21 protein-coding genes and 1 pseudogene are annotated in these 19,829 nt (G+C 61.1%); 11 read left to right on the top strand and 11 right to left on the bottom strand.

What is annotated here, in order from left to right; translation table 11 throughout:
• Positions 1–2: 2 nt before the first annotated feature.
• From trpB to gluQRS, 5 genes are all read right to left on the bottom strand, one after another.
• Positions 3–1,226, bottom strand: coding sequence for a tryptophan synthase subunit beta (gene trpB / locus QWZ03_RS11040; protein WP_290332757.1), 1,224 nt, complete (start codon positions 1,224–1,226; stop codon positions 3–5).
• 23 nt (positions 1,227–1,249) lie between these two features.
• Complete coding sequence (locus tag QWZ03_RS11035) at positions 1,250–1,870, bottom strand: phosphoribosylanthranilate isomerase (protein ID WP_290332756.1); 621 nt, start codon at positions 1,868–1,870, stop codon at positions 1,250–1,252.
• A gap of 23 nt (positions 1,871–1,893) precedes the next feature.
• The gene (truA, locus tag QWZ03_RS11030; protein WP_308447549.1) at positions 1,894–2,676 is read right to left on the bottom strand and encodes a tRNA pseudouridine(38-40) synthase TruA; all 783 of its coding nucleotides are present in this window, start codon (positions 2,674–2,676) and stop codon (positions 1,894–1,896) included.
• Between the two features lie 97 nt (positions 2,677–2,773).
• Entirely contained in the window at positions 2,774–5,536 is a 2,763-nt protein-coding gene (locus tag QWZ03_RS11025) for a motility hub landmark protein FimV (RefSeq protein ID WP_441302637.1), read from the bottom strand.
• A gap of 161 nt (positions 5,537–5,697) precedes the next feature.
• Complete coding sequence (gluQRS, locus tag QWZ03_RS11020) at positions 5,698–6,648, bottom strand: tRNA glutamyl-Q(34) synthetase GluQRS (RefSeq protein ID WP_290332755.1); 951 nt, start codon at positions 6,646–6,648, stop codon at positions 5,698–5,700.
• A 78-nt stretch (positions 6,649–6,726) separates the two neighbouring features.
• Here gluQRS and fdxA point away from each other — a divergent pair, with 78 nt between their 5' ends.
• Positions 6,727–7,065, top strand: coding sequence for a ferredoxin FdxA (fdxA, locus tag QWZ03_RS11015; protein WP_284196445.1), 339 nt, complete (start codon positions 6,727–6,729; stop codon positions 7,063–7,065).
• Positions 7,066–7,171: 106 nt separating this feature from the next.
• Here the strand turns inward: fdxA and prpR are convergent, their stop codons facing one another.
• Positions 7,172–9,073 carry a propionate catabolism operon regulatory protein PrpR gene (gene prpR / locus QWZ03_RS11010; RefSeq protein WP_290332754.1) on the bottom strand — a complete coding sequence of 634 codons (1,902 nt, stop codon included), beginning with the start codon at positions 9,071–9,073 and terminating at the stop codon, positions 7,172–7,174.
• A 228-nt stretch (positions 9,074–9,301) separates the two neighbouring features.
• Between prpR and QWZ03_RS20905 the strand changes: the two genes are divergently transcribed.
• The 7 genes and pseudogenes from QWZ03_RS20905 to QWZ03_RS10985 all read left to right on the top strand — a co-directional run bounded on the left by QWZ03_RS20905 (position 9,302) and on the right by QWZ03_RS10985 (position 12,881).
• The gene (locus QWZ03_RS20905) at positions 9,302–9,634 is read left to right on the top strand and encodes a GNAT family N-acetyltransferase (RefSeq protein ID WP_308447548.1); all 333 of its coding nucleotides are present in this window, start codon (positions 9,302–9,304) and stop codon (positions 9,632–9,634) included.
• Positions 9,585–9,692, top strand: a pseudogene (locus tag QWZ03_RS21000) (GNAT family N-acetyltransferase); the annotation flags it as partial. The gene QWZ03_RS20905 and the pseudogene QWZ03_RS21000, both read left to right, overlap by 50 nt.
• 39 nt (positions 9,693–9,731) lie before the next feature.
• Positions 9,732–9,863: a hypothetical protein gene (locus tag QWZ03_RS20900; RefSeq protein ID WP_308447547.1), complete on the top strand. Its 132-nt coding sequence runs from the start codon at positions 9,732–9,734 to the stop codon at positions 9,861–9,863.
• A gap of 278 nt (positions 9,864–10,141) precedes the next feature.
• Complete coding sequence (locus tag QWZ03_RS11000) at positions 10,142–10,837, top strand: hypothetical protein (protein WP_290332753.1); 696 nt, start codon at positions 10,142–10,144, stop codon at positions 10,835–10,837.
• A 250-nt stretch (positions 10,838–11,087) separates the two neighbouring features.
• A complete protein-coding gene (locus QWZ03_RS10995) occupies positions 11,088–11,645 on the top strand; it encodes an isochorismatase family protein (protein WP_290332752.1) in 558 nt (185 codons plus the stop codon).
• A gap of 15 nt (positions 11,646–11,660) precedes the next feature.
• Positions 11,661–11,894: a DUF1272 domain-containing protein gene (locus QWZ03_RS10990; protein ID WP_290332751.1), complete on the top strand. Its 234-nt coding sequence runs from the start codon at positions 11,661–11,663 to the stop codon at positions 11,892–11,894.
• A 9-nt stretch (positions 11,895–11,903) separates the two neighbouring features.
• Positions 11,904–12,881 (top strand): GlxA family transcriptional regulator, encoded by a 978-nt coding sequence (locus QWZ03_RS10985; protein ID WP_290332750.1) that lies wholly within the window; start codon positions 11,904–11,906, stop codon positions 12,879–12,881.
• On the opposite strand, the gene QWZ03_RS10980 is transcribed toward QWZ03_RS10985, so the two are convergent.
• The 4 genes from QWZ03_RS10980 to pcaC are packed head-to-tail and all read right to left on the bottom strand — an operon-like array spanning position 12,878 to position 15,659.
• Positions 12,878–13,768: a DMT family transporter gene (locus tag QWZ03_RS10980; protein WP_290332749.1), complete on the bottom strand. Its 891-nt coding sequence runs from the start codon at positions 13,766–13,768 to the stop codon at positions 12,878–12,880. The two genes, QWZ03_RS10985 and QWZ03_RS10980, sit on opposite strands and share 4 nt — an antisense overlap.
• Entirely contained in the window at positions 13,761–14,654 is an 894-nt protein-coding gene (locus tag QWZ03_RS10975; RefSeq protein WP_290332748.1) for a methylated-DNA--[protein]-cysteine S-methyltransferase, read from the bottom strand. Before QWZ03_RS10975 ends, QWZ03_RS10980 begins: the two co-directional genes overlap by 8 nt.
• Positions 14,655–14,704: 50 nt before the next feature.
• Positions 14,705–15,289, bottom strand: coding sequence for an adenylate/guanylate cyclase domain-containing protein (locus QWZ03_RS10970; protein WP_284196454.1), 585 nt, complete (start codon positions 15,287–15,289; stop codon positions 14,705–14,707).
• Positions 15,282–15,659, bottom strand: coding sequence for a 4-carboxymuconolactone decarboxylase (gene pcaC, locus QWZ03_RS10965; RefSeq protein ID WP_290332747.1), 378 nt, complete (start codon positions 15,657–15,659; stop codon positions 15,282–15,284). The genes QWZ03_RS10970 and pcaC overlap by 8 nt, the downstream gene beginning before the upstream one ends.
• Before the next feature lie 70 nt (positions 15,660–15,729).
• Between pcaC and QWZ03_RS10960 the strand changes: the two genes are divergently transcribed.
• Entirely contained in the window at positions 15,730–16,986 is a 1,257-nt protein-coding gene (locus QWZ03_RS10960; RefSeq protein WP_290332746.1) for a mechanosensitive ion channel family protein, read from the top strand.
• A gap of 101 nt (positions 16,987–17,087) precedes the next feature.
• The gene (locus QWZ03_RS10955; protein WP_290332745.1) at positions 17,088–17,822 is read left to right on the top strand and encodes a substrate-binding periplasmic protein; all 735 of its coding nucleotides are present in this window, start codon (positions 17,088–17,090) and stop codon (positions 17,820–17,822) included.
• Positions 17,823–17,872: 50 nt separating this feature from the next.
• Here QWZ03_RS10955 and QWZ03_RS10950 read toward each other — a convergent pair whose 3' ends face one another.
• On the bottom strand, positions 17,873–18,343 hold the full coding sequence (locus QWZ03_RS10950) for an Lrp/AsnC ligand binding domain-containing protein (protein ID WP_284196458.1): 471 nt from the start codon (positions 18,341–18,343) through the stop codon (positions 17,873–17,875).
• A 143-nt stretch (positions 18,344–18,486) separates the two neighbouring features.
• On the opposite strand from QWZ03_RS10950, the gene QWZ03_RS10945 reads away from it, so the two are divergent.
• Positions 18,487–19,791, top strand: coding sequence for a D-amino acid dehydrogenase (locus QWZ03_RS10945; protein WP_290332744.1), 1,305 nt, complete (start codon positions 18,487–18,489; stop codon positions 19,789–19,791).
• The last annotated feature ends 38 nt before the right edge of the window (positions 19,792–19,829 follow it).

Here is a 19,829-nt window from a genome sequence, read left to right as displayed (position 1 = left end):
GCTTACAGTTCGATACCGGACAGCTTGGCGACAGTCGGAATATCCTTGTCGCCACGGCCGGACAAATTGACCAAGATGATCTGATCGCGAGGCAGAGTCGGCGCCAGGCGCTTGGCATAGGCCAAGGCATGGCTGGACTCCAGCGCCGGGATAATCCCCTCGGTACGGCATAGCTCATGAAAGGCGGCCAGCGCCTCATCATCATTGGCAGCCGTATATTCTACCCTGCCCATGTCCTTAAGGTAGCTATGTTCTGGTCCCACACCAGGATAGTCCAGCCCAGCCGAGATGGAATGGGTCTCAATGATCTGGCCATGCGCATCCTGCATCAGGTAGGTACGGTTGCCGTGCAAGACGCCCGGACGCCCTGCAGACAGCGGCGCTGCGTGGCGGCCGGTCTCCACGCCATCGCCACCCGCTTCCACGCCTATCATGCGCACACCAGGAACCTGGATATAGGGATAGAACATGCCGATGGCGTTGGAGCCACCACCCACGCACGCCACCACCACATCGGGCTGGCGCCCCGCCATCTCCACCATCTGTACCTTGGATTCCTCGCCGATCACCGCCTGGAAGTCGCGCACCAGCATGGGATAGGGGTGCGGGCCTGCTGCCGTACCCAGTATGTAGAAGGTATGGTCGACATTGGTCACCCAGTCGCGCATGGCCTCATTCAGCGCATCCTTGAGGGTACGTGAGCCCGATGTCACCGGCACGACGGTAGCGCCCATCAGCTTCATGCGATAGACATTGGCCGCCTGGCGCTGCACATCCTCGGCGCCCATATAGACCACGCACTCCATACCATAACGGGCAGCCACCGTAGCGGAGGCAACGCCATGCTGGCCCGCCCCGGTCTCGGCAATCACCCGCTTCTTGCCCATGCGGCGCGCCAGCAGTGCCTGGCCTATGGTGTTGTTGATCTTGTGCGCACCTGTGTGGTTCAGGTCTTCCCGCTTGAGATAGACCTGTGCGCCACCCAGCATTTCGGACCAGCGCTTGGCATGGTAGATCGGGCTGGGACGGCCCACATAGTGCTTGAGCTCATAGCGATACTCGTCCATGAAGGCCTTGTCGGCCTTGGCACGGGCGTACTCCTGCTTGAGCTCGTCCAGCGCGGCCATCAGGGTTTCGGCTACATAGATACCGCCATACTCGCCAAACCGGCCACGGGCATCGGGCAGATCGTAAACATCAGGAACAGGTAGATCGTTGATATGCATCGGTTTTCCGGTTGAAACTGGCTTTAATGATGTTGCCGGACGGCTGCAATGAACTGCGCCACACGGTCGAGATCCTTGATGCCACGCTGAGACTCAACGCCACTAGAGACATCCACAGCCCACGGGCGCACCGCCCTGATCGCGTCAGCCACATTGGCGGAATCCAGGCCGCCAGACAGTATCAATGGCAAGGGCAGCGACGCTGGCAACAAGTTCCAGTCAAAGCGCTCACCCGTGCCACCATGCGCCAATGGCGAGTAGGCATCGCACAGCAATCCTCTGGCATCCGCATAGCGGTCTGCCAATTCTAACAAATCAAGGCCGGGTTTTACCCGCACCGCCTTGATATAGGGCCGCCCAAATGCCCGGCAATATTCCGGTGGCTCATCGCCATGGAACTGCAGCAGGTCCAGCGGCAGGGTGCGCAGCACCCCTTCCACCAGGCTGGGGTCGGCATCCACGAACAAGCCCACGGTGCTGACGAAGGGTGGCAAGGCCGCCACAATCTCGTGCGCCGTATTGATGGACACATGGCGCGGGCTGGCCTCGTGGAACACCAGGCCTATGGCATCGGCACCCAGAGCGGCAGTGGCCCTGGCGGTCGCGACATCACGCAGGCCGCAGATCTTGATTCTTGCTGTCATGGGGGAGCAATGGCGAAATCAGACTAAACCAGATAGTGGCGGAAGGCGGGCTCGCTGGCAATGCCGAAGTCAGCCGGATAGCTGACACCGGCAAAATACAAGCCATCCGGCATAAAGGTCGGTGGCGCGACGGTGCGATCACGCGCCGCCAGCAACTCCGCCATCCAGGCCGGGTGTGCCGCACCCCTGCCGATATGGATCAGCGCCCCTGTCAGGTTGCGCACCATATGGTGAAGAAAGCCCCCAGCCGAGACATCCAGGCGCAGCAGGTCGCCCTCGCGCACAATCTCAAAACGGGTCATGCGCTTGACCGGGCTGGCTGCCTGGCACTCCGATGAACGGAAGCTGGAAAAATCATGCTCGCCCAGCAAGTAGCCACCCGCCTCGCGCATAGCCTCCACGTCCAGCGGCGCATGGTGCCAACCCACCCGCCCTGCCAGAATGGCCGACCGGACCGGGTGATTCAGCAACAGATAGCGATAGTGCCGCGCTGTGGCAGAGAAACGGGCATGAAATCGCTCATCCATTTCGCGCGCCCACAACACGGCCACACCTTCAGGCAGAAAACTGTTCACGCCGCGTACCCAAGCTGTTACGGGTCGCCTGGCTCCAGTATCGAAATGGGCTACCTGCTGGCAGGCATGCACCCCCGCATCGGTACGGCCTGCTGCGTGCAAGCGTACCTTCTCACCGGCCATACGCCCTATCGCCGCCTCCAGCGCATCCTGCACGCTCCTGCCGCTGGGCTGTGCCTGCCAGCCACAGAAGGCACGGCCATCATATTCAATACCCAGAGCAATACGCATGACACCAACCCATCTCAAATCCCAGTACAAAACAAAACGTGGGTCGCTAAGCGACCCACGTTCCATTTTGCCTCAAGCGGGGCCAGGCCCCTAGCAATTACAGCTGTGCCAGCAAAGACTCCGCAGTGGACTTTTGCTCGGAATTACCCTCGCTCATGGCCTCCTGCAGTATTTCACGCGCACCTTCCTTGTCGCCCATGTCGATATAGGCCCTGGCCAGATCAATCTTGGTGGTAACCGGATCATCCAGTTCCGCGCCAAAATCCATCACGTCCGTGCCGTTAGCCGCTTCGGGCGCAATATCCAAGTCCAAACCCATACCATCCATATCCAGCGTATCTGCCGAGGCAGCATCAGGCGATGCCACAGGGGCCTCACCCATGTCGAAGTTGAAGTCGAGGCCTGCGGCCAAATCTGGTGTATCCAGTTCAGCCAGCGGCTCATCCGAAACAGGCAGGGCAAAGTCCGGCATGTCCGAACCCAGATCCAGCGGCGCCGCAGCCTTTGCTGCAGGTTCATTGGGCAGGTCTAGCGGAATATCCAGCGAGAGGATGCCATCATCGGCAGCCGCCTCGGGTGCAGCAGCCGCAGCCGGCGCATCGAGGTTGAACTCACCGATGTCGAAGTCCATCTCGGCCTCAGCCGCTACCGGCGGAGGCGTCATGTCCGGCATGCCGGCCGACAGATCCAGCGGTGCCTCGGCAGGCGCAGCAGGCTCGGCGCCCAAACCCAGATCAAAATCCAGCGAATCGCCAGCGACCGGCTGCGCAGCCGCCTCGCCCGCATCCAGCTGGAAGTCCAGGTCCAGACCAGCAGCCGGTGCTTCGGTCGCAGGCTGGGCAAACCTTGCAGTTTCCTGCGCCATCTCACCCAGCGTACCCGCCGAGAGAATCATGGTCTTGTCCAGCGCACCGGTATCAACTGGCGCCTGCTGCTGATACAACGAGTTTTGCGGATCCAGGGCACGGCCCATTTCAGCCGCCTGCGCCCACAGCGGACCTTGCCCCTGCGTACCGGAATACAGTTCCCGTGCGGTGCCCTCAAACGCCGCAGCATTCTTGCGGGCACTGTAGATTTCCAGCAGCTTCAGGCGTACTTCCTGCCGGGTGCCATCACGGGTCAAGGCATCCTTGAGTATCTCCTCGGCCTGGGCATCACGGCCATAGGCCATGTACACCTCGGCTTCGGCAATCGGATCCACTTCATCGGTATCGATGGTGCCGAGGCCAGCACGGCTGAAGTCGGTGAGGAAGGAGTTCTCCGTCACACCCGTGCTGATGACCGCACCACCGGTGTTGCCCACCATGGTGTTGGATTTCAGGTCAGAGCCGGTAATCACGCTGTCTTCAAAGCTGCCCTTCTTGCGGCGGCGCGCAAACCAGAAGCCACCACCGGCCAACAGTGCCAGTGCCAGACCACCCGCACCCAGCACCATCGGGTCTTCCAGCAAGGACGGCTCCGGTTCCGGCTCCGGCATCACGATAGGCGGACGCTTCTTCTTGGGCTTGGGCGGCTCAACAGGTGCCACTACCGGCGGTGCCGGTTCAGCCACAACGGGTGCGCCAGTCTCCGGATTCAGCGGGGCCTCCACCGCAGGTGCGGCAGTCACGGCACCTGGTGCCGGTGTCGGCTCGGCTGGTACGGGGGTGGGCAAAGGCGGGGCTGTTACGACGGGCTTGGCCGGCTCCACTGCAGTGGGCTTCGCAGCCTTGGCAGCTTCAGCCTGCTTTTGCAGATCGGCACCTTGCTTGCTCTTCAGGGCCAACAATTCTTCCAGCTTCTTGTTGGTTTTCTCCAGCTCGCTGACGCGCTGGCTGGCCTCAGCCAAGGCCTTCTGCCGTGCAGTCGATTCTTCTTCCAGCGTCTGCACGCGCTCCTTGAGCTTGCCATCCTCGCCCTTGGAAAGCTTCAGCGTGTCCTTGCCGGCAGACTCTGGCGCCTTGACCTTGTCTTCGACCTTGGCCGTAATCTTGCCGGCACCAGGAGTGGCTTCCGCCTGCGAGGCACCAGCGCTATCGGCCAGCTTGGCGCGGTATGCACGCCAATCCTGGGCCTGCACCCGTATCTCCTGGGCAGCTTCCGATGGCGAGATGTTGCTCAGGGCATCCCTGTCGGGGATGTTGAGTATCTTGCCTTTGCGCAGGCGGTTCATGTTCTTGCCATCAAAAGCACCCTGGTTGGCACGATAGATACCAACCAGCATCTGCTCCAGGCTCACACCCTCAACCATGTTCATGCGCGCTACGCCCACCAGCGTATCGCCCGTCCGCACCGTGTAGGCAGCGGCATCGCCGGATGCTTCTTCGGCTGCAGGCTGAGGTTGAGGCTGCTTGGCGGGCTCAGGCTTTGGGGCGACAGGCTTGGGTGCGGTTGCCTGCACCGGCTGCGCTGCAGGCTGCGGCACGGGCGTCGCCGGCCGGCTGGCGGCCACGGGTGCCGTGGCAGTAGCCGCGTTGTAACCCACCGGATCCAGCAGCGCGGTGTATTCACGTAATACGCGGCCACCTTCCCACTTCAGCTCGATCAGGAAGTTCAGTGCAGGCTCATTGACGCTCTGCGAAGAATTGACCGAGATATAGTACTGCCCGTTTGAGCGCTTATCCAGGCTGAAGCGCAAGCCCAGCGAGGATGAAGGGTATTCGATTTGGGCCTCCCGATAGGAATCGGGGGCGGCCAACCCGGCACGCAAGGACTCGATCTCGGCTGCCTGTACGGCAACGAGGTCTATTTCAGCACGTAGCGGCTGGCCCAGGCCCGACAGCACATTCAAGCGCCCGAGGCCTGCTGAATGAACGGCAACGGGTAACGTCGCCAAGGCAACAGCCGCGACAGTGGCCTTAAGTTTTGATCTGATTCGCACGGCTCCCACCTTTTTTGCGGAGTCAAAATTCCGACAAATAAATTAACATCATGGGGTTATGCACGCAAGCTCGCGTGCCACCTGAGTTTAGACAGCGATTGCGGCAAATAAAAAGAAAAAAGTTTGCCGCTTACATTTCAATGGGATACATGACATTGGCGTTAAACCGGTTCGTCGCTGCCGCACAACGGTTCCACCAAGTCCCTGCACGTAGGCACTTTGTCAAGTCGCCAATTCGTGAAGGCCCAAGACCAGATATCGGTCAGACTAGCCGAAAATAAAGCACCGGGTGGCATCTGTCCCAATTTATCCAGCGTCTGGCACAACAATAGCGACCTGCGCGACATATCCAGGGGCGCAGCGCGGGTCTGTTTACTGAGTTTCTCACCTGCGGAATTGATCAATACCGGCAGGTGCGCGTATTGAGGTTGCGGATATCCCAGCACCTGCTGCAAATAGATTTGCCTCGGGGCTGAGTCCAGCAAGTCCGCCCCCCTGACTATATGGCTAATTGCCTGATCGGCATCATCCACCACCACAGCCAGCTGATAGGCAAAATAGCCGTCCGCGCGCAAAAGTACAAAATCGCCCAAGTCGCGGGCCAGATTCTGCCGCTGCAAACCCTGTAGCGCATCGGTAAATGTTACGGTGACATTATCGGCCAACTTTATACGCCATGCCCTACCGGTTTTACCGGCCGGCAGCCCGGCACGGCAGGTGCCGGGATAAACCGGCCCGTCGATGCCACGCACACTGGAATCCGCAATCTCGCGTCGGGTGCAGGCGCAGGCATAGGACTGCCCATCACGCTGCAGGCCAGCCAACACCTCGCGGTAGCGCTCAAGCCGGCGGCTCTGATACATCACCTCGCCATCCCACTCGAAACCAAAGCCCGCCAAGGTGCGCAAAATGTCATCTGCCGCCCCCGGCATCTCACGCGGCGGATCCAGGTCTTCCATCCGCACCAGCCAGCGTCCGCCACGGGCGCGCGCCTCCAGATAGCTCCCTACCGCCGACAGTAGCGAGCCGGCATGTAGCGGACCAGTGGGGCTGGGCGCAAAGCGCCCGGTGTAGGGGGGGCTTATGATAGGGGCGTCTTTGGAAATAACCATGCTGTGCGGGGAGTCTTGAGCGCTTCTGTTACAATCGTCAAAAATTTCAGCGTCGCAAGAATTAAAGGACTGAGCGATATGACGTACGTGGTGACCGATGCCTGCGTGAAGTGCAAATATACCGACTGCGTGGATGTCTGTCCGGTGGACTGCTTCCGCGAAGGCCCCAATTTCCTGGTGATCGACCCGGACGAGTGCATAGATTGCACCCTGTGCGTGGCCGAGTGCCCGGTCGAGGCCATCTACGCCGAGGATGATGTGCCCGCCGATCAGCAAGCCTATATCCAGATCAACGCAGAATTGTCCCGGAACCCGGCCTGGACACCCATCGTTGAGAAGAAAGACCCGCTGCCCGATCACGACCAGTGGTCCACAGTGAAGAACAAGCTACCGCATCTGGATCGCAACGGCGCCTGAATCTGACAGCACCAAGGGTAAGCAAACACTTGCCTGCCAACGCCCACCCCTCCCAGGTGGGCGTTTTTCATTGCCTACCAGTCCGCCTGCCACCCCTCCGCAGGCATTACTCGGCCTCGCGCAGTATCCGCCACAGCGTGGTGCGGCTAATACCCAGTCGCGCCGCCGCCAACGCCCTGTCGCCACCGCACTCCGCCAGGACGGCCTGCAGGCGCTGGCGCCTCGCGGTATCGGCAGTCCTGGCCAGAGATGCATCCGCCGCATCTGCCGCGGTCAGCTCCGGTGCCAAGCGCCGTATATCACTATCGCGCAAACTACCATGCGCGCACAGAAACACCGCCAGTCGCTCCACCAGGTTTTGCAGTTCGCGCACATTGCCAGGCCAGCCATAGCCCAGGCTCGCCCTGACCAGGGGTACGACCAAGGCATCGGCGGGCTGCTTTGCGCCTAGCCGCTGCAGTGCATCAGCAGCCAGCCGCGTCGCCAGCAACACCACGTCCTGACCGCGCTGCGCCAAGGCGGGCAAGGTCAGGCTGAGGATATTGAGACGGTAATATAGGTCCATGCGGAATCGACCTGCCGCCATCACCTCCTTCAACTCGGCATGGGTGGCCGCAATCACCCGCACATCCACCGGTATTGGCTCCGATGCCCCCAGCCGCAAGACCTCCCGCTCCTGCAGCACTCGTAACAGACGCGTCTGCAAGGGCAGGGGCATATCGCCTATCTCATCCAGGAACAAGGTTCCGCGATGCGCCAGTTCAATCAGACCAGGCTTGCCACCGCGACGCGAGCCGGTAAACGCCCCTTCCTCGTGGCCAAATAATTCCGATTCCAGCAAGTTCTCGGGAAAGGCCGCGCAATTGAGCGCAACAAAAGGGCCATCCACCCGCGTTGAGGCCTGATGTATGCCCTGGGCAAACAACTCCTTGCCAGTGCCCGAAGCACCACCAATCAGCACCGAAGAATCCGTACCCGCATACAGCAGGGCCAACTCGCGTGCTTCCTTGATCAACGGTGCATCACCCAACACATCGGCCAGGCTGTATTTCGCACGAAATGGGCTGCGGCGCGCTTCAGCCCGCAACTTGCGGTCCGCCCGCTCAATGGCAGTCGATTCCTGCAAGGTCAGTACCGCCCCCACCTGCAGCCCAGCCTCCATCAAGGGCAGGCGCTGGCTTACCAGCCTGCGACCGGCCACCGTTACCACCTCGTCGCGCCGCCCTTCACCGCTTTTCAGCACACTGGCCAGCGATAGCTCAGGGGCCAGCTCTGACAGCCGCCTGCCTTCGGCCCACTCCCCAGCCACCCCAACCAAGGCGGCCAGCGCCGGATTGATGGTCTGTACCCGCTCATCCATATCAACCGCAGCGACCCCCTCGGCCAGGCTCTCCAGTATGCGGTCGAGCCGCTCCCGCTTGGCCTCCTCCACCCTGGCCACCCGTGTCAGCTCCAGCGCGGCTTCAATCGCCGCCACGATGGAATCCATCGAGTAGATCAAAACCGCAGGCAAGCCATGCAAGCCCGCCAGATGCACGATCTGGCTAGAGCCCACCACGACCGGCCGCGCAGCCCGTGACAAGGTATCGAGGTGTCGACGTGCCTCATCGTCGCCCTCATAGATCAGCGGCACCAACTCCAGATTCAGTATCGGCTTCAACGACTCAAACTCATCCGCCAGGCGTCGGCGCGTCAGCAAGACCGCTCGCGGATTAAGCCGGCGCGCCGCAACCAGCGCATGCAATATGTCGTAACCGGTCACCTTGATCTGCGCCACCGGTATATCAAGCGCTCCACGCAGCAGCTCTGCACCGCGGCCCGCAGCAATCACCGCGTCCAGCCGCCCCGCCTGGACCAGCTCACGCACGCTGGCCACCGCCTCGTCGGCAGGCATCTCTATCAGCTGCAGTTCATAGCGCTGCCCTGCTCCAGCCAGCACGCCGCGCGCCATTTCTGCCAAGGCGCGCGTTGCCACCACCCCCAGGCGGGGTATCGATTGCCTTGCCATATTCTCACTATCCCTGCAGATTGACCCGGCCCGGCGGCCGAGGGGCAGAGCGCGGTACACTCTGCGCAGCTATTTCACCTGCGCAACAATATCAGCCAAAGTTGAAACCTGTCTGCCGCAAAAGGGCAACGGCCCACCAGTGGCCTGCCAGCAAACCAGGGCATAGCGGGTTTGCCTAACTACATCCGGCGGCTTTGTCTGCAACAACACTTAGAAAGGAAAACTGCAATGGCCTTCTCCCTCCACGGCGAACGCGTCATCGTCCGCGACTGGCGCGATAGCGATTTGGAAGCCTACGCCGCCCTCAACGCCGACCCCGAAGTCCGACGCTTTTTCCCTACCGTGCTCAACCGTGAACAGAGTGATGCAGAGATAGGCCGCATGCGTGAACACGCCGAGCGTGAGGGTTTTACCTTCTGGGCAGTGGAAGTGCCCGGCGTAGCCGAGCTGATCGGCTTTACCGGCCTGCTGCGCCCCCCCCTACCCCACCCATTTCACTCCCTGTGTCGAAATAGGCTGGCGCCTGGCTCGTGCCCATTGGGGCAAGGGCTACGCAACTGAAGCTGCCAAGCTTTGCCTGGACTGGGGCTTTCAACAGCCCGGTATCGAAGAAATCGTCGCCCTGGCGGCCATGGGCAATCTCCCCTCGCATGCGGTAATGGAACGTCTGGGCATGCAGCGCAATCCGGCCGATGACTTCGACCACCCCAGGCTGGAGGCAGGCCACCCCCTGCGACCCCACCTGCTTTACCGAATCAAGCGGCAAGACAGACTGCAGATGCAGGCCTGATCTGCTGGCACACCCATGTTTGGCTAGCCTATTATTAGTTGGCCTAACCATGAACCTGGGCCTGCCCTGCCGGGACAATCCCAGGTGGTGTAAGACAGTGGTGCAGTAGGCGTGTCCGATCCTGCGATATAGCCATACCCGATATCGATATACCCTGCACGGCTGATAGAACGTAAGTAAATGCTGAAATTCATCTAAAACACAGAGCTTGTACTCTTGTGCTAACTTTGCCCCGCTGCAGGCGATGCGGCGAGACATGACACGAGGGAAACACTGTAATGATGGCGATTATGCGCAAGACCGAAGCCGGCCAGCAGGCGCTGCAGGCACGCGAAGGTGGTACCAAGTTGCCGGTACGCCTGCGCACCCTGCTGCTGCAGGTGGACGGTCAAAAGAACAGCGAGCAACTGGTACAACTGGCCGTGTCGCTGGGTAGCCCGGCCGAAACAGTCGACAAACTGCTGGAGTTAGGTCTGATCGAGCCTTTGCCCGGCAGCGTGGTCGAGCCACCAGCACCCCCAGCCCCCAGTCAACGCGAGATAGCCGCAGCCGCCATGGCCACCGTGGCCGTCACCATCAAGCCGGCGGCACCAACGCCCCCCCTTGCCGCACCCCCTGTCGTATCTACAGCACCCGTTGTTGCACAAACCACAGCGCCGGTAGCGCCCCCTGCAACAGCCGCTGTCGACGATACCCAGCTTGAAGACATCCCGGTTTCCAGCAAGCTGCCCGAACACCTGCGCCCGGTGGCAGCACTGATGCGCCAGCTGGTAGAGAAACACCTGGGACTCAAGGCCATGCTGCTCAAGCGCCGCATCAGCCACTGCGATGACGAGAAGGAACTGCGTCTGGCGCTGGTAGCCCTGCGTGAAGCGCTGGCAAAAGCCAGCAACAATGCCCAGGCCGATGCGATTCTGCAGGAGGTCTACACTCATCTGCCCATGATAGGCCTCAATCGGGCCAAGACATTCTAAGAGTTGCTAACAAGACCCTTCTGGCGTTGTTGTGCGAGCTTGCCGTACCCACGTACTGTCTGCTGCGAGCGCCAGCGCTCGCACGCCTAGCCAGAACCGCTACGCTAGTTTTTGTTCGCCGCTCTAAGAACCTGTTCAGGAGCGTCCATGTAGCTTGTCCATATCTGTCCTATTCTGGTCGGGTTTCGGCACTGTGGCTTGAGTGGATGTTGCTTAAAGTAGCGACATCCCAACCCGCTGGAGTCCTGATATGTCCGCCGCCCTGCTAGTCATCGATGTCCAAGAATCGTTCCGCCATACCACCTACTGGCAAGCCGACGACCTGGATGCGTATCTGCTCCAACAGAACAAACTGATCGCCGGCTGCCGCGAAGCCGGTCTACCCATTGTCCGTGTCTTTCATGTCGATATCGACGGCAATCCCGCCTTTGCTCAGGATTCCGGCCATATCACGCCATTGGCAGGAAGCGATCCGCAGGCGGACCACACCGTCGTCAAGCATGTCCACAGTGCCATGGTCGGCACCGACCTCGACGCATGGCTCAAGGCGCAGGGCATACACCACCTGATCATCTCCGGCATACGCACCGAGCAATGCTGTGAAACCACCACACGCAACGCCTCAGACATGGGCTACACCGTGGATTATGTGACCGAAGCGACGATGACCTTCCCCATGCGCCATGCCAATGACCGCCTCTATAGTCCTGCCGAAATCAAGGAACGCACCGAACTGGTACTGGCAGGCCGCTTTGCCACCGTGCGCAGCGTTGCTGCTGTCCTGGATCAGTTGCCGCTGACAGCCTGAGCGAAGGATCACACCATGCTTGCCCTGCGCCCCAGCTGTGAATGCTGCGACAAGGATCTGCCACCCGACAGCCCTGACGCCTTTATCTGTTCCTTTGAATGCACCTACTGCCGCGACTGTGCCCAGGCAAGGCTGGCTGGTGTCTGTCCCAACTGTGGCGGAGAATTGTTGCAACGTCCGCGCCGGCCAGCTGAAAAGCTGATCAAGTATCCCGCCAGCACGGAACGTATCCATAAACCCCGTAACTAGCATGAGCAGATGACCCAGCCCCCCACCATCCCGGTTCATTTCATCCTGCTGCCCGGCTTTCTGTTGTTGGACTTCGCCGGACCAGCCGAAGCGCTACGCATTGCCAATCAACATGGTGGTCGGTTCGAGCTGCACTATTGCGGGCCAGATGCCATGCCGCAAAGCTCGCTGGGGATGGCGCTGGATGGTGTCGAGGCGCTGCCCGGCCAGCTGCCACCCCAGGGCTGGGTCATCATCCCCGGCCTGGCAGGTGCCATGGCAGCACAATCGGCCGCTGCAGCCCGGCAAACCGTGGCCTGGCTGCAGCAGCTATGCCCCGCCGGGCAGCCCTGGCCACATGGTCAACTGATCACCATCTGTTCGGCAGCCCTGCTGGCGGGTGCCGCCGGTTTGCTGGATCATCGCCGCTGTACCACCCACCATACCCTGGTGGAGAAACTGCAGCAGATCGCGCCCAACGCCCGCGTGGAGAATGACCGGGTGTTTGTGCTAGACGGCGAAGTCGCCAGCTCGGCCGGCATCACTACCGGCATAGACCTGGCACTGGAGTTGATCGCGCGGCAATGCGGCCCGCAACTGGCGCTGGCAGTGGCCCGCGAGATGGTCGTCTGGCTACGACGCGACAGCGCCACGCCGCAGCATTCGCCGTTCCTGGCTTACCGCAACCACCTGCATCCGGCAGTCCACCGCGTACAAGACGCCATCAGCGCCGAGCCAGCCAGGCACTGGCCGCTGGAGGCCATGGCCAGCGTCGCCTGCGTCAGCCCGCGCCACCTGGCACGGCTGTTCCGGCAGCATGCGGGCGTCAGCCCGCTGGATTATTACCAGCAGATACAGCTTGCACAGATCGAACCCCTGTTGACGCTACGTGACTGGTCGCTGGAGCGTATCGCCGAAGCCGGCGGCTTTGGCTCGGCCCGCGATCTGCGGCGGGTATGGCAAAAACAGCGGACTACCCCGCTGCGGCGCCCCGCCGAGACGCACTAGTCCATCTTGGCCGGTACCAGCCAGCGCGGTGACCACAGGCCCAATGCCAGCGCAATGCCCAGCAGGATGATGCCGCCGCCCGCCGCCATAGCTGCAGTCAGTGTTTCGCCCAGGAATATCCCGCCCCAGACAATGGCAAACAGCGGAATCAGGAAGGTCACTGCAATCGCCTTGCCCGGCCCAACCTTTGCAATAAGCCGGAAGAACAGCAGAAAAGCCAATGCAGTGCAGACCACCGCCAAGGCGATGGCAGCAAGCCAGGCATTCAGGCTGATAGGGTGCTCAGGCCATAGCGGTACAGCCAGCGGCAAGAGCATCAAGGTCGCAGCAAGCTGGCTACCAGTAGCCACCACCAGGGGCGAGGCCATGGCCAGTTTTTGCTTGGTGTAGTTGGCGGCGATCCCATAGGCGACAGGTGCCAGCATGGCCGCCAGCACCGCCCAGCCATCACCGCCAGGCTTGAAGCTGATCTTGCCCCAGACCAGCACCACTACCCCAAGAAAACCCAATGCCAGGCCCAGTACCTTGCCACGCGGCAGTTGCGTCGCCAGCCACAGCCACGCCACTACCGCACCCCATAAAGGAGTGGTGGCATTGAGCACCGCAGTAAACCCAGCCGAAAGCGAGAGCGCCGCCCAGGCAAACAGGCTGAAAGGCAGGGCAGAATTGAGTAATCCCACCACTGCCAAGGGGCGCCAATGAGTTATCAGGGCACGCAACTCGCCGCGCCAACATACCAGGGGCAGCAGGCATAGCGTGGCCAGCCCCACACGAACCAGGACCAGTACCAAAGGCCCAAACACAGGTGCCGCCACCCGCATGAACAGGAAGGACGCACCCCAGAGTGCGGCCAGCAATACCAGCTCAGCCAGATCCCGCCTACCCACGCACTACCTCGACGCTGGCTAGGTCCTGCCGATGTTGAAGCTCCAGGCCGATGAGGGCCCGCTTGCGGGTTTCGCCCCAGTGATAGCCACCCAGGCCACCATCGCCCCGTATGACCCTGTGGCAGGGTATCAGCAAAGCAATGGGATTGGCCCCCACCGCGCTGCCCACGGCCCTGGCCGCCCCAGGCTGGTCTATCCGCCGCGCCAGCTCGCCATAAGTGGTCAACCGCCCCTCGGGTACCTGCAGCAGCGCCTGCCAGACCTTGAGCTGAAACTGCGTACCTTTGACAAAAAGGTGCACCGGCTCCAATCGCTGAAAACCGCCAAACACGCGCTCAGCCAGCAACTGCATCATCTGGTCATCGCGCTGCAGGCGTGCCGCCGGCCAATCGCGTTGCAACTCAGCCCATGCCTGCGCATGGCCATCGTCCACAAAGGCCAGCTTGACCACCCCACGCGGTCCCTGCGCCAGCAGGGCCAAACCAAAGGGCGTCGCTGCCAGCCCCCAGGTCAACACCCAGCCCGCGCCACCCAGTTTGATCTCACCGGGTGTCGCCGCCTGAAAACTCAGCATCAGATCATGCAAACGCCCAGGGCCGGAGAGCCCCGCCGAGAGGCTGGCGCCCATCACATCCTCACCCGCCAGCAACGCCGCCCGGGCCTTTTCGCCCGTCAGGTGCTGCAGAAAACGCTTGGGGCTGAGACCAGCCCAACGTGCAAACAGGCGCTGCAGATGCGATTCGGACAAGCCCACATGGCGGGCCAGCTCTGCCAGCTCGGGTTGTTCGTCGGCATGGGTGCGCAGCCAGTCCAAGGCCGCAGCCACTGTCACATAGGCCTCGGCGCGTGCTGGCAGATCATCGTGGGAGTAGGTAGCGGTATCCATGGCGGCATCCTAGGCAGGGGAACCCTCACCCGCCCACCCGATTCTTGCTGTCAGCCCAGCAGGCGATACACCGGCCGGCTACCGAACAGGTACCCATGGTCGGCATAGGCCGCCTCGGGCTGTGCCAGCCGGAAGCCATCGGTCGCTAGTATCTCGCCTCCTTTGGCCATTTCCTCGCCTAGCTTGGAAGCCGCATTGACCTCCGCGCCCCAGACCTCTTTGTCATCGATCAGCAACACCGGGCCGTAGCCCAGGCCTATGCAAACCTCTATCCGCTCCTCGGCCACCCGTCCGGCATTGGCGGCCGTGCAGGCGGCCTGCAGGTCAAGGGCACAATGCAGGGCGTCTGCTGCCTGCTCAAACAGCACCAGCAGCGAATCCCCCTCACGCTTCAGGCACACCCCCTGATGCTGCTGCAGCAAGGGCAGGAACAAAGCCTCCGACTCCTGTATCACCTGCAGGAAGTGGACAATCCCGAACGCCTCCACCATGCGCGAGAACCCCACCAGGTCGGTGAACATTACCGCCCGCTGGCAACCAAAGCGCTGAAAGATGGCCTGCTCTATTGCCGCCTTGTCAGCGCCGGGCTGCCGTCGCTGCGCCAGCATGCTGCTGAGTGCGTCGGCATCAGTCACCTGCTACCTCCCGCACCACCTCGCCCGCCGCACGCATGGCATCAACACATAGCGGCACGCCCGCATAGATGGCCGAATGCAACAGCACTTCGCGTATTTCCTCAACCGTGGCGCCATTATTCAGCGCACCCCGCACATGGCCTTTCAACTCTTGGCTACGGCCCAGCGCAGCCAACATGGCCAGGGTAATAAAGCTGCGGGTCTTGCGATCCAGCCCCGCGCGATTCCATACCGTACCCCAGGCATGCTCGGTCACAAACTCCTGCAATGGCAGGGTAAAGGCATCTGCATCGGCAAAGGCCTTATCGACAAAAGCATCCCCCATTACCTCGCGCCTCACCTTCAGGCCACGGTCAAACTGTTCACTCATTGGATCTCCCGATTTGTCGGCAACGGAAAGGCTTCCCATAATAGCGCCAGCCCTCCCAACATCGAAGCCCATGCGCGCCCTACTCCTGCTTGTCCTCAGCCCCCTGGCCCTGGCGTTTGATACCGGCCTCCACCCAGTCTGGCTGAGCACCGTCTACACCGCACTCACCTTGTTTGGCGCCGTCATCCTGGGTGTCGTACTCAACCGGCTATGGCGCAGGCTGCAAGCCTGGATAGTGAAACGCAGCCGGCTCAGCGCCCGACAACTGGAACGGCGTACCCACCGGGTACTCAAGGCCAAGCCACTTCTGCGGCTGGAAGTCTTCCTACTGCGTTTCTGCAAGCTCCTGCTGTGGCTGAGCCTGTTCTATCTGACGCTGGAACTGACGCTCAGCTATTTCGAAGCCACCCGCCCCTTGGCGGGCAAGCTGCTGGGCTGGATGCTCGATCCGCTAAAAGCAGCGGGCCAGACACTGGCCGAGCAGTTGCCCAAGCTGCTCTTCCTGCTGGTACTGGTCATCGCCACACGCTATCTGTTGCGTGTCATCCGCTATGTATTCCTGGAGATAGAACGTGGACGCCTGCGCATTGAGGGCTTCTATCCGGACTGGGCCGATCCCAGCCGCAAGATCGCCAGCTTCCTGCTGATCGTCTTTGCCTTGATGGTGGCCTACCCCTATATCCCCGGTTCCAGCTCAGACGCCTTCAAGGGGGTATCGCTGTTTCTGGGCGTCCTGTTCTCCCTGGGCTCCACTGGCGCAATCTCCAATATCGTGGCCGGCGTCATCCTTACCTATATGCGTGCCTACCGGGCTGGCGACCTGGTACGCATAGGCGAGGTGCAAGGTGTCGTCGTCAGCCACTCCCTCCTGGTCACCAAACTCTACACCATACGGAATCAGGAGATCACCCTGCCCAATTCCGTGATACTGCAAGGCCATGTCACCAATCTCTCATCCGGTGGCGCAGATCGTGGTGCGCTGGTGACCACGGCGGTAACGATAGGCTATGACACCCCCTGGCGACAGGTGCACGCCATTCTGCTGGAGGCCGCAGCGCAAACGCCTGAGGTTCTGCAGAACCCCGCCCCCTTTGTGCTGCAGACCGAGCTGCACGATTTCTATGTGCGCTACGAGTTGAACGTCTATACCGATAAGCCAGAGCGCCTGCCGTTTGTGCTGTCAGCCCTGAATGCCAACGTGCAGGATAGTTTCAATCGCCATGGGGTACAGATCATGTCACCTCACTACTTTGACCGGGCGCGCCAGCCAGTGCTGACACCGCCCGAGCAGTGGTACACAGAGCCCGCCAAGCCGCCACGCCGGTAAGTTGCCGCAGCGGCCATGCAGGAACAGCATCGCCAGCCCCGAATGCAACAGCTGAGACCACGTCAGTGGATTTCTTATCAACTTCAATATATTAAATAATCATGAAGCTACAACAACTTACCCTCCTGCTGATACTGCTCTCACCCGCCCATGCCAAGGAAGTCACCATGGCCTTCGGCGAGAAGATCCCGCCGTTTTGCTTTCCACAGACCAATTCAGGCATAGAGTTGGAGGTCATTGGCGAGGCATTGGCTTATCGCGGCCATGTGCTCAAACCAGTCTACTTCCCCTTTGCACGCATTCCGGTGGCCTTCAAGAATCGCCACGTCAACGCCGCCATGACCGATCTGGGTGAAGACCTGACTCCCTACGGTGCAAAGTATGGCGATCCGGCAGTGATCTACGACAACGTGCTGATCACGCTCAAGTCACGCAATCTGCATCTACGCCAGCCCAGCGACCTCAAGGGTCTGTCGGTCATTTCCTTCCAGGGGGCCATCAATCGCTATCCCGACTGGCTCAATCCAGTCAAGCAGGAAGGCAACTACTACGAGCAGAACGACCAGAAAGTCCAGGTACTGACGCTGGACAAAGGGCGCTACGACGTCGTGCTGAGTGACCGGAGCATCTTCCGCTACTTCACCCTGCAGATGAAGAAAACCGAAGGCTTTCTGCCCAAGCCCGTACAAGAGCATCGCTTCACCACAGTCAATCCACAGGACTACCGTCCGGTATTCCGCGATGCCGTGGTACGTGACGATTTCAACGCCGGACTCAAGCAGTTGAAGGAGAGTGGCCGCTTCCAGGCCATCTACGACAAATACCTGAAGGAGTAAGGCTGCCCACAATGATCCTCGCAGCAATCCTGGCTAGGGGCAGCAATGCCCTAGCTGGGCAGTACAGGCAGCACCAAGGTCTCCTTGACCTCTTCCATCACGACATAGCTACGTGATTCCACTGCGCCGGGCAGATTGAGCAAGATATCGCCCAGCAAGGTACGGTATTGCGACATATCGGAAATACGTGCCTTGACCAGATAGTCGAAGTCGCCGGATACCAGGTGGCATTCCACGATATTGGGCAGTTTCATCACCTCGCGCCGAAACTGGTCGAATATCTCGGCCGACTTGGCCGCCAGCCGCAATTCCACAAATACCAGTTGGGCGCAGGCCACGGCGCGCGGATTGACCCGAGCGTAATAGCCCTCTATCACGCCATCACGCTCCAGCCGCTTCACCCGCTCCGACGTCGGCGTGGTGGACAAGCCCACCTTCTCGGCCAGCTCCGTCAGCGCCATACGCCCATCCTGCTGCAGCAGGGTCAATATCTTGCGGTCCACACGGTCCAATTCGCGCATAAGGGCAATTCCAGATTAAATCTGGCAAACATCATATCAAACCAGATTTTTTCCTGCTGAACGCCGACAACTTGGCGGCACTTTTTGGTATTTGATCAATACACTGCGCGAATTCTCTTCTTGCATATTCAGACAGGTAAACCATGAAGGTAATCGTACTCGGTGGCGGTGTGATTGGTGTGTCCACGGCCTACTATCTGGCCCGCGCCGGCGCCGATGTCACGGTACTGGAACGACAGTCCGATGTCGCCCTGGAAACCAGCTTTGCCAATGCCGGTCAGATTTCCCCCGGTTACTCCACGCCGTGGGCTGCCCCTGCCATTCCCACCAAGGCCATTAAATGGCTGTTCCAGCGGCATGCCCCATTGGCCGTGCGGCCAGACGGCAGCCTGTTCCAGTTGCAGTGGATGGCCCAGATGCTGGCCAACTGCAATGACGCTGCTTATGCAGTGAACAAGGAACGCATGATGCGTCTGTCCGAGTACAGCCGCGACTGCCTGCGTAGCCTGCGCCAGGAGATAGGCTTGCAATACGAAGCACGCACCGGAGGCACCCTGCAGCTGTTCCGTAGCCAGAAGCAGCTGGATGGCGCTGCCCGCGACATCCCGGTGCTGGAAGCCTGTAACGTACCGTTCGAACTGCTGGACGAAGCAGGCTGTGCGCGCGCCGAACCCGCCCTGGCCAAGGTGCCCGGCCGTGTTGTCGGCGGCCTGCGCCTGCCCAACGACGAAACCGGCGACTGCCAGCGCTTCACCACCGAACTGGCTCGCCATGCACAGCAGATGGGCGTGAAGTTCCGCTTCAACACCGAAATCGACACGCTGGAAGTCGAACGAGGCCGCATCGCTGCCGTGAGCCTGGCTGGCGGTGAGCGGCTGGTGGCCGACCACTATGTGGTGGCCCTGGGCAGCTTCAGCCGCCAGTTGGTCAAGCACCTGGGCCTGAGCCTGCCGGTCTACCCCACCAAGGGCTATTCGCTCACGGTGCCCATCACCAATCCCGATGGCGCACCGGTCTCCACCGTGCTGGATGAAACCTACAAGATCGCCATCACCCGCTTTGACGACCGTATCCGCGTCGGCGGCATGGCGGAGCTGGGCGGCTATGATCTGAGCCTGAACCCACGCCGTCGCGAAACACTGGAAATGGTGGTCACCGACCTCTTCCCTGAAGGTGGCGACGTCAAGGCCGCCAATTTCTGGACCGGCCTGCGCCCCATGACGCCGGACGGCACCCCCATCGTCGGCCGCACCCCCTATGCCAACCTGTCGCTCAACACCGGTCACGGCACCCTGGGTTGGACCATGGCCTGTGGTTCGGGCAAATTGCTGGCTGACATCGTGATCGGCCAGCGCCCTGAAATCAGCACTGATGGCTTGGCCATAGACCGCTACGGTCGCCGCGCCGTAGCCAGCCACCTGCAAGGCCTGCACCCCGCCACGGCCTAGTCCCGCAGCCCATACGCACAGCACTGCCTGCCGCCCAT

It is taken from the genome of Chitinimonas viridis, assembly GCF_030409555.1.
Taxonomy (GTDB): domain Bacteria; phylum Pseudomonadota; class Gammaproteobacteria; order Burkholderiales; family Chitinimonadaceae; genus Chitinimonas; species Chitinimonas viridis.
Note: the sequence above shows the minus strand (reverse complement) of the source record. Positions and strands in the feature narration are given on the sequence as shown.

Excerpts from the sequence above, each read along its gene's own strand:
- trpB (WP_290332757.1), bottom strand. The coding sequence starts at position 1,226 with ATGCATATCAACGATCTACCTGTTCCTGATGTTTACGATCTGCCCGAT.
- QWZ03_RS10955 (WP_290332745.1), top strand. The coding sequence starts at position 17,088 with ATGAAGCTACAACAACTTACCCTCCTGCTGATACTGCTCTCACCCGCC.
- QWZ03_RS11035 (WP_290332756.1), bottom strand. The coding sequence starts at position 1,870 with ATGACAGCAAGAATCAAGATCTGCGGCCTGCGTGATGTCGCGACCGCC.
- QWZ03_RS20900 (WP_308447547.1), top strand. The coding sequence starts at position 9,732 with ATGGAACGTCTGGGCATGCAGCGCAATCCGGCCGATGACTTCGACCAC.
- QWZ03_RS10960 (WP_290332746.1), top strand. The coding sequence starts at position 15,730 with ATGCGCGCCCTACTCCTGCTTGTCCTCAGCCCCCTGGCCCTGGCGTTT.
- prpR (WP_290332754.1), bottom strand. The coding sequence starts at position 9,073 with ATGGCAAGGCAATCGATACCCCGCCTGGGGGTGGTGGCAACGCGCGCC.
- QWZ03_RS11000 (WP_290332753.1), top strand. The coding sequence starts at position 10,142 with ATGATGGCGATTATGCGCAAGACCGAAGCCGGCCAGCAGGCGCTGCAG.
- pcaC (WP_290332747.1), bottom strand. The coding sequence starts at position 15,659 with ATGAGTGAACAGTTTGACCGTGGCCTGAAGGTGAGGCGCGAGGTAATG.
- QWZ03_RS10990 (WP_290332751.1), top strand. The coding sequence starts at position 11,661 with ATGCTTGCCCTGCGCCCCAGCTGTGAATGCTGCGACAAGGATCTGCCA.
- gluQRS (WP_290332755.1), bottom strand. The coding sequence starts at position 6,648 with ATGGTTATTTCCAAAGACGCCCCTATCATAAGCCCCCCCTACACCGGG.
- truA (WP_308447549.1), bottom strand. The coding sequence starts at position 2,676 with ATGCGTATTGCTCTGGGTATTGAATATGATGGCCGTGCCTTCTGTGGC.
- QWZ03_RS10985 (WP_290332750.1), top strand. The coding sequence starts at position 11,904 with ATGACCCAGCCCCCCACCATCCCGGTTCATTTCATCCTGCTGCCCGGC.
- QWZ03_RS10950 (WP_284196458.1), bottom strand. The coding sequence starts at position 18,343 with ATGCGCGAATTGGACCGTGTGGACCGCAAGATATTGACCCTGCTGCAG.
- QWZ03_RS10995 (WP_290332752.1), top strand. The coding sequence starts at position 11,088 with ATGTCCGCCGCCCTGCTAGTCATCGATGTCCAAGAATCGTTCCGCCAT.
- QWZ03_RS20905 (WP_308447548.1), top strand. The coding sequence starts at position 9,302 with ATGGCCTTCTCCCTCCACGGCGAACGCGTCATCGTCCGCGACTGGCGC.
- QWZ03_RS10945 (WP_290332744.1), top strand. The coding sequence starts at position 18,487 with ATGAAGGTAATCGTACTCGGTGGCGGTGTGATTGGTGTGTCCACGGCC.
- fdxA (WP_284196445.1), top strand. The coding sequence starts at position 6,727 with ATGACGTACGTGGTGACCGATGCCTGCGTGAAGTGCAAATATACCGAC.
- QWZ03_RS10975 (WP_290332748.1), bottom strand. The coding sequence starts at position 14,654 with ATGGATACCGCTACCTACTCCCACGATGATCTGCCAGCACGCGCCGAG.